Source organism: Plantibacter sp. LMC-P-059a (assembly GCF_030209505.1).
In the GTDB taxonomy this organism is placed as follows: Bacteria; Actinomycetota; Actinomycetes; order Actinomycetales; family Microbacteriaceae; genus Plantibacter.
Window position 1 is genome coordinate 333,553 of the sequence record NZ_JARVRZ010000006.1, and the last position, 14,407, is coordinate 347,959.

The window sequence follows — 14,407 nt, forward strand, 5'->3', positions numbered from 1 at the left end:
CATGACCACCCTCGCAGCATCCGCAGCCCACCCGTCCACCGCGGCTCGGCCCTCCCGTTTCTTCGCCGACACCTGGATCCTCACCGGCCGTTCGATGAGGCACATCACGCGCAGCCTCGACACGATCGTCACCGTCACGATCACCCCGATCGCGCTCATGCTGTTGTTCACCTACGTGTTCGGCGGCGCGCTGGCGACAGGCACCGACACCTATGTGACCTACCTCCTGCCCGGCATCCTGCTGATCACGATCGCGTCGGGCATCGCGTACACGGCGCTCCGCCTCTACACCGACCTGCAGAGTGGGATCTTCCAGCGGTTCCACTCGATGCCGATCTCGCGGTCGTCGATCCTCTGGGCACACGTGCTGACCTCGCTCGTCTCCAACGGGCTGTCGCTCGTCATCGTCGTCGCGGTCGCGCTGGTCATGGGCTTCCGCTCACCGGCGGGTCCGCTCGCCTGGCTCGGCGTCGCCGGCATCCTGACGCTCTTCACCCTCGCGCTCACGTGGGTGGCGGTCATCGCGGGGCTCGCGGCCAAGAGCCCCGACGGTGCCGGCGCGTTCGCCTATCCCCTGATCTTCCTACCGTTCATCAGCTCGGCGTTCGTCCCGACCGAGACGATGCCAGGACCGGTGCGCTGGTTCGCGGAATACCAGCCGGTGACCTCGATCGTCGACACCATCCGGCAACTGTTGGCCTCGGGCCCGATCGGTGGCGACATCTGGATCGCCCTCGCTTGGTGCGTCGGGATCCTCGTGGTGGCCTACGGGTTCGCGATGATCGTCTATCGCCGCCGGATGCGGTAGCGCGTGGCGCGACCATCACACCGCACGATCTCGCAGTTGATTCTGGCTACCAGCCTCGGACTGCCTACTCTTTGCTAGCGCAACTTACTCTGTATTGAACTGGCACCTCTCCTCTATGCTGAGAACCGTGTACAGGTCATTCTCGGTCTCAAACTTCCGTGGCATCGTCTCTGCCGAGCTTGACGATCTGGCAAGGATCAACATCTTCACGGGCCTGAATGACGCCGGTAAAACCTCGATGCTTGAAGCCATCTTTCTTCATGCCAGCGGCCCGCTAGCAGGCATTTCGGCAGTCCAGACGCTGCGAGCCGGCCGCGGCCAATCGGAAATAGCGCTCGGGGCGGAAATGGAAACCCCCTGGGCCTCCCTTTTTCGCAATATGGACATGAAGTTGCCCATTCAGATGTCAGCATCGACGAAATTGGGCAAGTACTCCGTCGCAATTGAGGAGGCGCCCGGAAGCGTCCAGCTCGAAGCCTCGGGAGCCCGCTCGGATAACAGCGCACACCAGTCTTCCGCGGTCAAATTGACAACTCGGGCAGGCAGCGGACCTGAGCGTTCGTACACGCAATCCATTAACGTTCGTTCAGTCTCCGGGTCGACCGAATCCGTCACAGTTGACCTTCGTCTTGATCCACCAGTGGATACACCTTTCTCTCGCGGCTCCTTAGTTCGTGGCACCTTGGGTCCCGACCTAGCAAGCGGATATTCATCTCTTCGAAAGAGAGGTTCGCACGGAAAACATCTAATCGATGCGCTGAAGATGCTCGACTCTCGAATCCAGGGCCTAGAGGTGCTCGTTAGCGACGGCAGGACTCAATTACATGCGGAGATTGACGACGTTCTAATACCGTTCAATTTGCTTGGTGACGGCGCAGTTATGCTGGCGCGCTATCTGGTGGCCATCGGTGATGCCCACGACGGAATTGTCCTACTTGACGAGGTAGGCAGCGGCTTGCACTTTAGCTTCCTCGAAAAAATGTGGGCCATCCTAAATCGGGCGGCTGAGCACAATAATGTGCAGCTTTTTGCCACAACCCATAGCCAAGAGTCTGTGATCGCCGCAAATTCTGCGTTGACACGCCCGAACGACTTGGCTGTCTATCGTCTGAGGCGCGCGTCCGATAGTGCTGACATCCGAGTTGCCAGGTATGGCGGCAGTAAGTTGGCTACCGCCCTCCAGTACCACACTGAGCTGAGATGAAGAAGCCAGATATTCGGACTTTAGTCAAGCAAGTGAAACGCACTCCATTCGACGATAAGTCCGGCCGCTTCGACCGGCCCCTGCTAGTGTTCGTCGAGGGCGCGGATGATCAAGCTTTCACAGCTGCAACTATTGCGCGATTTGGAAAGCCGCTGGATTGGCAGATACATGAGATGGGGGGAAACCGAACCCCCTGGGCCGACATGCTGGAGGTCGCATTAGATGACGACTGGTTCCACGAACAGGGTCGATCAATCGCCTTCGTTCTCGACGCCGATGACGATCCAGACGCCGCGTTAGCCCGCGTCGCACTGTGGTGCACAAATAACGGGCTCCCAGTGCCAACAGCACACGGGACGGTCGTGCGGGATGGCCGGTGGGCAGTGGGTGCATTCATCATGCCCGATGGCGCTCGCCGTGGTGCGCTCGAGGAATTGCTTATCGACGGAGCAGACACCGCCCGACTCGAAGCCGCTGAGGCGTATATCGATGCAGTAGCAGATACGTTTGGGGAAATGAAGTGGAAAAACAAAAGTCTACTTTTGGCATATTTTGCTGGTCACGGGCAAGCTCAGATGGTTAGTCACGTTCCGTTGGCCGTGCAGATCACCGGAGTATTCGATCATGACGGCGACGCCTTCAAGCTATATCGAGACTTCTTGCTCAAGCTGGCCGAATGAACCCAGCGCAGTAGGCACTCGGACCGCGCGCGACACTCTGAAGCCCTCATTTTCTAACCGGGGCCCTGCCAGGTACCTGGAACTTCTGGCGCTACTACTGGCCCCCTATCGCGCAACGACCTTCTCGAGCACCCAGTGCGCGCGGTCGAGACTGTTGGCGGGCGCCGGCTGGTAGCGGAAGGCACGCGCACCACGCTGGACGGAGACGCCTTGCGCGGTCGCGGCGGCCTCCAGCTGCGCGGCGAACTTCTGCCACCCGTCGAGGCCCTGCGGGAACCCGAAGTTCTCCTCGAGCGAGGTGACGAGCACCTCGGATCCGGAGCCTGCCGGCCACACCTCGATGACGGCGTCCTCTTTCGAGATCTGATTCAGTCCCCAGACGCCCGGACGCAGTGACTTCAACCGGCTCTTCGGCAGACCCCCGACGAGCGCGACGGCCCTCGCAGCGTCGGTGCCGAGGATGACGGAGCGGCCGAACTCCTGCAGGGTTGCGGGGATCCTGGCCTGCTTGCTCTCGCCGGCCTCGCGGATCTTCCGACGCCCGAGCCCCTTCAACACCCCCAACCCGACGATGGCGAGCAGGACGAGAATGGCGATGATCGCGAGCGTGTTGCTGTCCACAGGAGCCCCCCAAGGCTGTTGGTTGCAGGTTGTTCCACCCACGACGAGGATGGCGCAGACCGGCCACCGACTCAATGGGGAGCGGTCCCCACCCCGCCCGACCGCGCTCAGGCAAGCCGCTCAGGCAGGCCGCACGACGTCCCGCCACATCGCGGCCGGCGCTACGCCCGGGATGCCCGTGATCGAGGCGATGCTCCGGAACCCGCTCCGCCGATACAGGGCGCGGTTGCGCTCGTTCGACGACTCCAGGTACGTGGGGAGCGCGGCGGCGTCGATGGCACGCAGCCGCGATTCGAGCAGCGCACCCCCGACACCGGCTCCGCGAGCGCCGTCGCCCACACCGATCTGTGCGAGATACCAGTGCGGTTCGGCCGGGCGGTGCGCCGCGAGCGTCCGCTGCAGGCGCATGGCTCGGGGAAGTCCGCGGAGGCCCAGCGCGCGGACGAACATCGGCAGCTGCCGCGCCTGGTCGAGCAGGGAGTGACGGGCGTCCGGCATCTCCCACACGGCGACACCGAGGACGACGCCGTCGGTGTCGCGTCGAGCCAGGTCGACCCGGCTGCTCGACGCGGCCCCCGAGCGCAGCATCGCCTGGAATAGAAGAGCGAGCCGTCGCCCCCGGTCGGCACCGGAGACGAGCGTGGAGGTGACCGTGTCCTGGCGGAAGGCGGTCGCGAGCACGGCCGCGGCCTCCTCCAGGTCGGCGGGCGAGGCGGGGGCGATGGTGAACATGGGACTCCGTTCGGGTGGGAGGGGTGGGGAGCGACGAGCGGTGCAGGTCAGTGGGCCTGCGATCCGAGTTCGATGACGAGCACGCCGACGGCGATCAGGCCGATACCGACGATCATGCGCGGGGTGAGTTTCTCCTTGAACAGCACACGCGCACCGATCGCCGTGAGCGCGACACCGCAGGCGGCCCAGATGCCGTAGGCGATCCCGACGGGCATCCCGTTCGCGAGGGCGATCGTCAGGAGCCCGAAGGCCGTCAGGTAGGAGAGGACGACCGGCGCGATCCAGCGCTTCTTCCGCAAACCCTCGGAGGCGCGCAGGGAGAGCGTCGCGGTGACTTCGGTCACGATGGCACCGGCCAGGAGCAACCAGATCATGCGCCGACCTCCTCGGTCGATGCGGCGGGTTTGGCCGCGTCCGGCCCGTGGCCGGTCTCGACGAGCACGACCCCGGCGATCACGATCGCGATGCCGATCCCGATCGGGAGGGTGAACTGCTCACCGAACACGACGGAGGCGAGCACCGCGGTGAGCGCGACGCCGGCGGCCGCCCAGATGCCGTACACGACACCGATCGGCACGCCCATGCGGAGCAGCAGGGACAGCGCGACGAAGGAACCGGAGTAGCCGACCACCGCGAGGATCACCCACCGCGGGTCGTCGATCGCGCCACGGAGCGAGAGCGTCGCCATGACCTCCAGCAGGATGGCGCCGGAGAGGATGAGCCACTTCTTCATCGTGAACCACCTCCGGCGAGCGCGAGGAGCCGGGAGACGAGCTCGGCACGCTGCTCGCGTCCGACGTCGATGATGCCGGTCGCCTCGGCGATCCAGAGGCCGTTCGCCGCCAGCCAGACGAGGAGCAGGGTGGTGGCGTCGGTGTCCTCACCGAAGCCGAACCAGGTGCGCAGGTACTCGAGCCACGGAGCCGCGAGTTCCGGCCGACGGACCGCTTCCGCGAACACGACGAACTCGCCCTGGCTCGCACCGCCGTCGCCGGCGAAGGTGACGAAGGCCCGCACCCGCTCCTCGAGCGTGGACTCCTCGAGCGGCCTGCCGAGCTCCTCGACGAGTTCCCGCTGCCAGCGGCCGACGACGTGCTCGATGACCGCGATCATCATCGCGTCGCGCGAGGGGAAGTGGTATCGCAGTCCGGCCTTCGTCAGGCCGACCTCCTGGGCGACCGCCTCGTAGGTGATGTTCGCCTCGCCTGAGGCGTCGACGACGCGGACGGCCGCGTCGAGGATCTCGTTCCGTGCACTGGGTCTCATGCGAGTTACTTTAGCTTACGTAAGGTAAAGTAATGCTGGGAAGCAGCCGAGCGCCGAGGCGGTTCCGACGCACCATGTGACGCACTGTTTCGGGCCCCTCGCGAGCTTCGGACCCCGCGAGTACCGTCGTGCTGGACGGCGCCGTGACCGGCCGCCGGACCCAGCCTCGACGAGACGACCCGGTGGTATCCCTGTGAGCAAGCGCATCATCCTCAACGCGTTCGACATGAGCTGCGTCACCCATCAGGCTCCCGGCCTGTGGAAGCACCCGGCCAACGAGGCCCACCGGTACAACGACATCGACTACTGGATCGACCTCGCCAAACTCCTCGAGCGCGGCACCTTCGACGCCCTGTTCATCGCCGACGTCGTCGGCATCTACGACGTCTACCGGCACTCCTCCGCGCCCGCGCTCATCGACTCCGCGCAGCTCCCCGTCGGCGACCCGGTCATCCAGGTGTCCGCCATGGCGAAGGCGACCGAGCACCTCGGCTTCGGCGTCACGGTCGCGTCCACCTACGAACTCCCCTACGCACTCGCCCGTCGGTTCTCGACGCTCGATCACTTCACGAAGGGGCGCATCGGCTGGAACGTCGTCACCTCCTACCTCGACTCGGCGGCCCGCAACCTCGGCCTCACCCAGCAGATCGGGCATGACGACCGCTACGGCATCGGCGAGGAGTTCCTCGACGTCACCTACAAGCTGTGGGAGGGGTCGTGGGAGGACGGCGCCGTCGTCATCGACCGGGAGAACGGCGTCTACACCGACCCGACGAAGGTCCACCCGATCGACCACCGGGGCGAGCACTTCCAGGTGCCCGGCATCCACCTCTCCGAGCCTTCCCCGCAACGCACGCCCGTCATCTTCCAGGCCGGCGCCTCCGCCCGCGGCCGCCAGTTCGCCGCGACCCACGGCGAGGCCGTCTTCATCAACGGGCTCGTCCCGGAGCTGACCCGCAAGACGACCGACGACATCCGCGACCGCGCCGAAGCCCTCGGGCGCCCTCGCGACAGCGTCAAGATCCTCACGCTCGCCACCGCGATCGTCGCCGAGACCGACGAGGAGGCCCAGGCGAAGTACGAGGAGTACCAGCAGTACGTCTCCCTCGACGGCGCCCTCACCCTGTACGGCGGCTGGTCGGGCCTCGACCTCTCCTCCTTCGACCCGGACAAGCCGCTCAAGTACGTCGACACCGATGCCGCCCGGTCCGCGCTGGCGATCTTCACGCTCGCCGACCCGGACCGCGAGTGGACGCCACGCGACATCGCCCACTACATCGGCATCGGCGGCATCGGCCCGGTGTTCGTCGGCAGCGCGGCGACGGTCGCCGACGAGATCGAGCGCTGGATCGACGTGGCCGGCACCGACGGGTTCAACCTCGCCTACGTCATCACGCCGGGCACGTTCGAGGCCGTCGTCGACCTCCTCGTGCCGGAACTCCGCCGCCGCGGCCGGGTGTGGGACGAGTACCCGGAGGGCACCCTCCGCGGGCGCCTCAACGGCACCGGCTCGCCCGTGATCCCCGAGTGGCACCCCGCCCACCGGTACCGCGGCGCTTACGCGGGCCTGCCGAGTGCCGCCGATGACACCGCACCTTCCCTGTTCGACACCGACACCGCGTACGCCACTGAAGGAGCTTCAGCATGAGCATCGACACGATCAGCACTTCGACAGGCTCAGTGACCGGGCGGCAGGTCCCCGGGGGGCGCACCTTCTGGTCGGGCAACGCCGACGAGGCCGAGCTCGCGCACTGGGACGCCGTCGCCACCGAGGTCGCGACCCGGCTCGCCGTCGACGTCCTCGAGCGCGACCGCGCCAACCTCGACCCCACGAACGAGCTCGACCTCCTCCGCGACGCGGGCCTCGTCAACCTCCTCGATCCGGCCGAGTTCGGTGGAGGCGGCGGGCACTGGGAGAGCGCCTTCCGGGTCATCCGCATCCTCTCCCGGGTGGACGCCTCGATCGGCCAGCTGCTCGCGTACCACTACATCAACGCGGGCAACATCGGCTTCACCGCGGAGCCGGCCGCCCAGGCCGAGTGGCACCGGAAGACGGTCGCCGGCCGGTGGATCTGGGGCGACTCCGTCAACCCGACCGACCCCGACCTCTCGCTCACGCAGGACGGCGACGCCTTCCGCCTCAACGGTCTCAAGCGCTTCTCCACAGGCGCCTCGGCGGGCGACGTCATCCTCGTCAACGCCGTGGTCCGCGGCGGCGACCTCGACGGCACGATCTTCCAGTTCGTCCTCGACCACGACCGCGACGGCATCGCCTACCTCGGCGACTGGGACGCACTCGGGCAGCGACTGTCGGCTTCCGGCTCGGTGCGGTTCGAGGACGTCCTCGTCGAGCAGGCCGACATCCTCGGCACCGTCGGCGACGAACCGTTCTCCTCACTCGTGACGCCCGGCATCCAGCTCGCCTTCGGCAACCTCTACCTCGGCATCGCGGAGGGCGCGCTGGCGCAGGGCACCGAGCTCGTCCGCGCCCGCAAGAACGCCTGGTTCCTCAGCCACGCCGAAACCTACCGCGACGATCCGTTCGTGCAGCGCGTCGTGGGTGAGTTCGTCTCCTCGATCGCCGCCGTCGAAGCGCTCGCAGACCGGACCAACGCCCGGTTCGACCGCATCATCGCCCGCGGTGCCGAGGTGACGGCCGCGGACCGCGGTGCGATCGCCATCGAGATCGCGAAGCTGAAGGTCGTGTCGACCGAGCTCGGCATCGAGGTCTCGAACCGCATCTTCGAGGTCACCGGTTCCAGCTCGGCGAAGGCGTCCGTGGGCCTCGACCTGTTCTGGCGCAACGTGCGCACGCACTCCCTCCACGACCCGGTCGACTACAAGAAGCTCGAGGTCGGGGCCAACCACCTGAACGGCGAGCTGCAGCCCATCTCGCTGTACACCTAGGTCGCCCGCTCCTCCCCCGCCCTTCGACAGGCTCAGGGACCGGACGACCGCCGGTTCCCGGAGCACGCCCCACACCCGGTCCCTGAGCTTGTCGAAGGGCCACCAGCCGCCAACGGAACGGAACCAGATGTCCTCCGCACCCACCACCTCCACCGCCCGCCCGGTCGGCTTCGCGGCCGCCCGCGAGCGCCTCCTCCCGCTGTTCGCGGAGATCCAGGCGGGTGCCGTCGAGCGCGAGCTCGAGCACCGGCTCCCGCGCGAGGAGGTACGACAGCTCGCCGCCGCCGGCTTCGGCGCCCTCCGCGTCCCCACCGAGTTCGGCGGCTCGGGCCTCACCTTCCCCGAGTTCACCGAGCTGCTCATCGAACTCGCCGCCGCGGACTCGAACCTGCCGCAGATCTTCCGCGGCCACATCGCCCTCGTCGAGGACCAGCTGGTCGCAGCGCCGAGCGACCGGCGCACGGCGTGGCTCGAACGGTTCGTCGCCGGTGAGATCGTCGGGAACGCCTGGAGCGAGGTCGGTTCCGGCGCGCTGGGCGTGTCCGGCACGGTCGTGACCGAGCGCGACGGCGGCTTTGTCGTGAACGGCCGCAAGTTCTACACGACGGGCAGCATCTACGCCGACTGGACGGACGCGACCGCGCGCCTCGTCGTCGAGGGGCGGCCCGACACCGAGGTCACCGTCCTGGTGCGCACCGACCAGCCGGGCGTCTCGATCGCCGACGACTGGGACGGCTTCGGCCAGCAGCTCACCGGCACCGGCACGATCGTGTTCGAGGACGCCGTCATCGACGCCGACCAGGTGCACGCGTTCAGCGACCGCTTCCGGTACCAGACGGCGCTCTACCAGCACGTGCTCATCGCTGTGCACGCGGGCATCGCTGCCGCGGTGGAGCGCGAGGCCGGCGAGCAGATCCGCGCCCGCACCCGCGTCTACAGCCACGGGCTCGCGCCGCTCGTGAAGGACGACGGGCAGATCCAGGCGGTCGTCGGCGAGATCTCGTCCATCGCATTCGTCGCGAAGCAGACGGTCCTCGGCGTCGCCGCGGCCATCGAGCGGGCATCCGTCACCGCCGCCGACCGTGACTCCGCGGACGACCTGCACGCGAACATCGAGGCCGAGATCCGTTCGGCTCAGGCGCAGGTGGTGCTGTCGGAGCTCGTTCCGCGATCGGCGACGCTGCTCTTCAACACCCTGGGCGCTTCTGCGGTCAGCCGCACGAACGCGCTCGACCGGCACTGGCGGAACGCGCGCACCGTCGCCTCCCACAACCCGGTGATCTACAAGACGCGGATCGTCGGCGACTGGTCGATCAACGGCACCCCGCCGCCCTTCGTCTGGGCGGTCGGTACGGCGAAGCCGGACGCGCCTGCCGCTCCCTGACCCGAGTCACGCGGTCCTGAGCCCACGTCCCCGGTCCCTGAGCTTGTCGAAGGGCCCACCTGGCGAACCGCCGCCCTGCCTCCAAACCCAACCCACCGGTCCCTGAGCCTGTCGAAGGGCCCATGCTCGTCCGGCCCGCCACCCGCGACTCGCTCGGGGAGCGGCGCACGGGAGGCGGACATTCGCGCGAGAGCAGGACGCAATCATCCGAAACGTCCGGCTCTCGTGCAAATATCCTGCTCCCGCGCCGAGCGGCCGCCGGCCTCAGCGCCCGGCGAACGCCCCGCGGTACGCGCGCAGCGGGTGCGTCTCCGGCAGCGTCGGCTCGGCGCCGAACAGCTTCTCCCGGAGCGTCCCCGGGGCGTACTCGCGCTGCGCGAGCCCACGCTCCTGCAGCACCGGCATGACCTCGTCGACGAAGACCTCGTAGCTCGACGGGATCATCCAGTTGGCGACGTTGATGCCGTCGATCCCCGCGGCCCGCCATTCGGCGAGGTGATCGGCGATCTGCTCCGGTGTCCCCACGACGCGGCCGCGGAGCTTCGCCGTGAGCTTCGCGAGGTCGCGCACCGTCGGCTCGCGATCGGGCGACAGGGCCTTGAGCGCTTCGAGCATGCTGTGGCCGCCCTGCGTCTCGACGTCCTTCAGCGGCGTCTCGGGGTCGATCGGCTTCCCGGTCGCCTGGTCCGTCCCGAGGTTGGAGTGGGCGAGGAACGCGTCCGCCGAGAGGTACTCGTCGTACTCGGCCTCGATGCGCTTCGCCTCCTCCTCGGTGCTGCCGACGATGAACGACATCGCCTGCCAGAACTTCACGTCGCGCGGGTCGCGGCCGGTCGACGCGACGAGGGCGCGCGTCGACTCCGCCGACGCGCGGGCTGCCTCGATGCTCGGCGCCATCATGAACTGCACCTCGGCGACCTTCGCGGCGAACGCCTTGCCGGCGCCCGACGAGCCCGCCTGGAACAGCAACGGCGAGCGCTGTGGTGACGGCGACGACAGGTGCGGACCCTCGACGCGGTACCGTTCGCCGACGTGGTCGATGCGGTGCACCTTCGACGGGTCGGCGAAGACGCCGCTGGCCTTGTCGGCGAGGAGTGCACCGTCGTCCCACGATCCCTCCCACAGTTTGCCGACGACCTCGACGTACTCCTCCGCCCACGCGTACCGCTCGTCGTGGTCGACGAGGCGGTCGAGGCCGTAGTTGCGGGCGGCGTTTTCCAGGAAGCTCGTGACGATGTTCCAGCCCACCCGACCGCCGGACGCGTGGTCGATCGTCGAGATCTTCCGCGCGAACGTGAACGGGTGCTCCTGCAGGATCGACGAGGTGAAGGCGAGGCCGAGGTGCTCGGTGCTGATCGCGAGCGCCGCCAGCAGCATCGAGGGGTCGTTGCTCGGCAGCTGCATGCCCTCGCGGGCGTTCACGTCGAACGACGCACCGGCGCCGCCGTAGACCCCGACGACGTCGGCGAAGAAGATCGTGTCGAAGCGTCCGCGCTCGAGCGTCTTCGCGAGGTCGACCCAGAGCTGCACGTCGTCGAAGGTGTGCTGTCGGGCGTCCGGGTGCCGCCACAGCCCGTGCTGCATGTGCGACCCCGTGTCCATCACGAAGGCGCCGAACTGGAGACGGGTGGGCTGCTCGGAGGTCATCCCCTCACGCTACCGGCAGGCCGTCAGCCGAAGGTGCCCTCGAGGTCCTGGTCGGGGCCGGAGGTGCTGATCGAGTAGTCGACCGGGTACCCCGACGGGCTCGTCCCGGCGAGCGCCGGGTTCTGCAGGATGGCGACGATCGCCGCGCCCTGCTCGGGCGTGACGTCGGTGATCCACAGCTTCGGTTGTGTCGTCACCTCGATCTCGACGCCCGGGTAGGCCTCGACGACGGCGAGGATCGCGTCGACCATCGCCGGGCTCAGCTCACTCGGATCGTCCACCATCGAGAAGCGGTCCTGCACGCTGTAGGACGCGCCGTCCGGATACAGCTCCCGGAGTTCGCGCACCGCGGCCGGCAAGGCCTCCATGGAGAAGACGGTGACGCGCGGCGTCCCATCGGCGACATCGATGTCGATGTCGACCTGCAACCGTTCCGTCAGCATCAGCCGTTGCAGTTGATCGGCGATCTCGTCGATGCTGCGGTCGCTCGGTACGAGCTGCACGCGCCAGGGGCCGCGCGGTGGGTCTTGTTGCTGGGCCGGCGAGGTCGGGTCGGGCTCGCTCTGGATGACGACGATGGCGATGCCCCGAAGGTCGTCGCCGACGCGCTTCGCCGCGCTGGCGGCAGCCAGCACCTGGCCGACTCCGGCGTCGAGCGACATCGTGACCGTCGCGCCGTGACCCTCGACGTCGATGTCGGCGATCCCGTCGACGTCGGCGAGGGCGTCGGTGAAGCCGTCGACGGCCTCCGCGCGTTGTGCCGCGGCAACGGCCTGGGCGGGCGGTGGGCGGAACGCTCCGGTCGACGCCACGATGACGGCGACGACGACCAGACCGGCGAGCACCGTGGTCACGATCCGCACCCCACGGCGACCGATCACGAACGTCAGGAGCACGATGACGGCGGCGACGATCAGGACGGGGATGCCGTAGACGGCGAGGCCGAACACGAGGAACACGAACGCGGACCCGGTGGTGTTCGGCACACTTCCCGTCACCACCATCCAGGGCAGGTTCCCGAGCATCGCCAGCACGCCGAACCCGACCCCCGCGACAGCGACCGCAGCCACCGCAGCAAGCACGGCGAGTCCGCGCGACGGCGTCGCCCGCCGGACCGCCTCCATCACCGGTTGGACGAGCAGCAACATGACCCCGACGGCGACGAGGCTCCAGCCGCCGAGCGAACCGAGCATCTGGTACCAGAGCTCCGCCTCGGACGGCCCGTTCGCCACGATGGGCGCTTCCAGCCCATACGAGCCGGTGGCCTGATCGGCTGGGATCGCCGTTCCGATGATGGAGATGAGCGTCGTGACGACGCCGGCGACGGCGACGATCAGGACGGCCGACAACGCGAGGTCGAGCGAGCGGGAGAGGTAGCTGAGCAGAAGCGAGCGGCGGGACGGTCGGCGGGCGGACTCCTGCGGACGGCCAGGCTCCGTCAACGACGTGCTCGACGTCGCAACGTCGGTTCCGGCGACGCTCGGCTCGTCGCCCGTCGCTCCTCGGTCGTCCATGGTCCCCGCTTTCAACACGCCGCCGTGGCGCTCCCCTGGCGGTCAGTCTGGCATGCCGTCACCGGCAGGCCGTCAGCCGAAGGTGCCCTCGAGGTACACGTCGCCGTCGGGGCCGATCGTGTGGATCTGGTACTCGGCGGGGTACCCGGAGGGGCTCGTCTCGGCGAGCGCCGGGTCCCGGAGGATCGCGTCGATCGCGGCCGCGGCCTCGGGGGTCACATGGTTCACGTAGAGCTTCGGTTGCGCGGTGAGCTCGAACTCGGCGTTCGGGTTCGCGACGACGACACCGACGATCGCGTCGACCATCGCCGGGCTCAGGTCGAGCGGGTCGAAGACCATCGAGAACCGCTCCGGGACCGAGACGTAGGCTCCGTCGGGAGCGATCTCGGCCAAGGTGGCGACGACGCCCGGCAACGCGGTGATCGAGGGGACGGTGATCGCCGGCCGATCGCCCGTGATGACCATCTGGATCCCGAGCGCCTCCGCCCGCAGCACCCGATCCACCTGGACGGGCAGGGTGTCTGCCGGGAACTCGGAGGGGACGAGCTGCAGCCGCCAGGGCGCCGATTGCGGGTCGTCGGCGGCCTGATCGGTGCCGCTCGGCTCGCGGGCCAGGACGACCATGACGATGGCGGGCTGGACCTCGGCGGCCTGTGCTGCGGCGGCCTGCTCCTCCGAGACCTGCCGCGCGGCCAGGGCGGCGGCGAGCACCTCCCCGGCACCGGCGTCGGCGTCCATGAGGACCGTGGCCCCCGCGCCGACGACGTCGACGGACGCCACGCCGTCGAGGGGTTCGAGGGCCTCCGTGAACGCCGCAGCCTCCCCGCCGACGGGTGGCCCGGCCACCGGCTCGAGCGGGGGCGGGCGGAAGAGCCCGAGTGATCCGGCGATGACCGCGACCGCGAGGACGGCTCCGATGACGAGCAGGAACCGACGCCGCCTCCCGCGGTCGGCGAACTTCGCGAGGCCGACGATCGCCGCGACGACGAGCAGGATCGGCAGCCCGTAGGCGACCGCCAACCAGACGACGGTCCCGAAGGAGGTCCAAGCCACGAGCCAGCCGGTCGAATTGATCCCGTCGATCCGGAGCGCTGCGATGACGCAGATCACGAGGCCGACGACGGCCACCGGAACGAGTCCGAAGAACGCACCGAATCCGCGGGACCTGGCCCATCGTCCGCCGAGCTCGGCCGCCGGTTGCACGAGGAGGAGCACGACCGCGAGGGCGAGCCAGAGGGTGGCGCCGATGGTGCCGAGGACGCTGTACCACTCGCCCGCGGGTGAGAAGGAGACGGCGTCGGACCACGACGCAGGGTTGCCACCTCCCGTGATCCGGTACCCGTCGCCGTCGCGGTAATCCATCTGCCGGTCGAGGATCCCCCACGCGGCGATACCACCGACGACGACGGAGACCACGACGGTCGTCGATGCGGCGAGCACGGCGCTGCGTCGCAGGTAGGCGCTCATGCGCGAGAGCCACACGGCGAGGCTTCCGGCTCCGGCTCGACCGGCCGGCGTCAGACTCCCGGACGACGCCGCGTCGGGCTCGGGATCGGCGATCCGCGTCCCGGATCCGTCGTCGCTCACAGCTCCCCGTCCTCGAACCGCAGCGCACGGCTCCCCCGGTCGTCAGTCTGGCATGGT

Annotated in this window: 14 protein-coding genes; 6 read left to right on the plus strand and 8 right to left on the minus strand. The window is 68.3% G+C overall.

Annotation, left to right across the window (positions count from 1 at the left end; genetic code table 11):
- The first annotated feature begins 1 nt into the window (after position 1).
- The 3 genes from QRN27_RS14890 to QRN27_RS14900 all read left to right on the plus strand — a co-directional run bounded on the left by QRN27_RS14890 (position 2) and on the right by QRN27_RS14900 (position 2,692).
- Complete coding sequence (locus tag QRN27_RS14890; protein ID WP_285042899.1) at positions 2-808, plus strand: ABC transporter permease; 807 nt, start codon at positions 2-4, stop codon at positions 806-808.
- Between the two features lie 127 nt (positions 809-935).
- Positions 936-2,012, plus strand: coding sequence for an AAA family ATPase (locus tag QRN27_RS14895; RefSeq protein ID WP_285042900.1), 1,077 nt, complete (start codon positions 936-938; stop codon positions 2,010-2,012).
- Entirely contained in the window at positions 2,009-2,692 is a 684-nt protein-coding gene (locus QRN27_RS14900; protein WP_285042901.1) for a DUF3226 domain-containing protein, read from the plus strand. The genes QRN27_RS14895 and QRN27_RS14900 overlap by 4 nt, the downstream gene beginning before the upstream one ends.
- A 105-nt stretch (positions 2,693-2,797) precedes the next feature.
- Here QRN27_RS14900 and QRN27_RS14905 read toward each other — a convergent pair whose 3' ends face one another.
- The 5 genes from QRN27_RS14905 to QRN27_RS14925 all read right to left on the minus strand — a co-directional run bounded on the left by QRN27_RS14905 (position 2,798) and on the right by QRN27_RS14925 (position 5,311).
- Positions 2,798-3,313: a hypothetical protein gene (locus QRN27_RS14905; protein ID WP_285042902.1), complete on the minus strand. Its 516-nt coding sequence runs from the start codon at positions 3,311-3,313 to the stop codon at positions 2,798-2,800.
- Between the two features lie 120 nt (positions 3,314-3,433).
- On the minus strand, positions 3,434-4,045 hold the full coding sequence (locus tag QRN27_RS14910) for a GNAT family N-acetyltransferase (RefSeq protein WP_285042903.1): 612 nt from the start codon (positions 4,043-4,045) through the stop codon (positions 3,434-3,436).
- A 47-nt stretch (positions 4,046-4,092) separates the two neighbouring features.
- Complete coding sequence (locus QRN27_RS14915) at positions 4,093-4,419, minus strand: DMT family transporter (RefSeq protein WP_194671247.1); 327 nt, start codon at positions 4,417-4,419, stop codon at positions 4,093-4,095.
- Positions 4,416-4,778 carry a DMT family transporter gene (locus QRN27_RS14920; protein ID WP_285042904.1) on the minus strand — a complete coding sequence of 121 codons (363 nt, stop codon included), beginning with the start codon at positions 4,776-4,778 and terminating at the stop codon, positions 4,416-4,418. The genes QRN27_RS14915 and QRN27_RS14920 overlap by 4 nt, the downstream gene beginning before the upstream one ends.
- Positions 4,775-5,311 carry a TetR/AcrR family transcriptional regulator gene (locus tag QRN27_RS14925; RefSeq protein ID WP_285042905.1) on the minus strand — a complete coding sequence of 179 codons (537 nt, stop codon included), beginning with the start codon at positions 5,309-5,311 and terminating at the stop codon, positions 4,775-4,777. Before QRN27_RS14925 ends, QRN27_RS14920 begins: the two co-directional genes overlap by 4 nt.
- A gap of 193 nt (positions 5,312-5,504) precedes the next feature.
- Here QRN27_RS14925 and QRN27_RS14930 point away from each other — a divergent pair, with 193 nt between their 5' ends.
- From QRN27_RS14930 to QRN27_RS14940, 3 genes are all read left to right on the plus strand, one after another.
- Positions 5,505-6,959, plus strand: a complete 1,455-nt coding sequence (locus QRN27_RS14930; protein ID WP_285042906.1) for an LLM class flavin-dependent oxidoreductase — start codon at positions 5,505-5,507, stop codon at positions 6,957-6,959.
- Positions 6,956-8,218, plus strand: coding sequence for an acyl-CoA dehydrogenase family protein (locus QRN27_RS14935; protein ID WP_285042907.1), 1,263 nt, complete (start codon positions 6,956-6,958; stop codon positions 8,216-8,218). The genes QRN27_RS14930 and QRN27_RS14935 overlap by 4 nt, the downstream gene beginning before the upstream one ends.
- A 127-nt stretch (positions 8,219-8,345) precedes the next feature.
- Positions 8,346-9,602, plus strand: coding sequence for an acyl-CoA dehydrogenase family protein (locus tag QRN27_RS14940; protein WP_285042908.1), 1,257 nt, complete (start codon positions 8,346-8,348; stop codon positions 9,600-9,602).
- Positions 9,603-9,866: 264 nt separating this feature from the next.
- On the opposite strand, the gene QRN27_RS14945 is transcribed toward QRN27_RS14940, so the two are convergent.
- From QRN27_RS14945 to QRN27_RS14955, 3 genes are all read right to left on the minus strand, one after another.
- Entirely contained in the window at positions 9,867-11,249 is a 1,383-nt protein-coding gene (locus tag QRN27_RS14945; protein WP_285042909.1) for an LLM class flavin-dependent oxidoreductase, read from the minus strand.
- Between the two features lie 23 nt (positions 11,250-11,272).
- Positions 11,273-12,763, minus strand: a complete 1,491-nt coding sequence (locus tag QRN27_RS14950) for a hypothetical protein (RefSeq protein ID WP_285042910.1) — start codon at positions 12,761-12,763, stop codon at positions 11,273-11,275.
- Positions 12,764-12,835: 72 nt separating this feature from the next.
- Positions 12,836-14,350: a hypothetical protein gene (locus QRN27_RS14955; RefSeq protein WP_285042911.1), complete on the minus strand. Its 1,515-nt coding sequence runs from the start codon at positions 14,348-14,350 to the stop codon at positions 12,836-12,838.
- Positions 14,351-14,407: the final 57 nt, after the last annotated feature.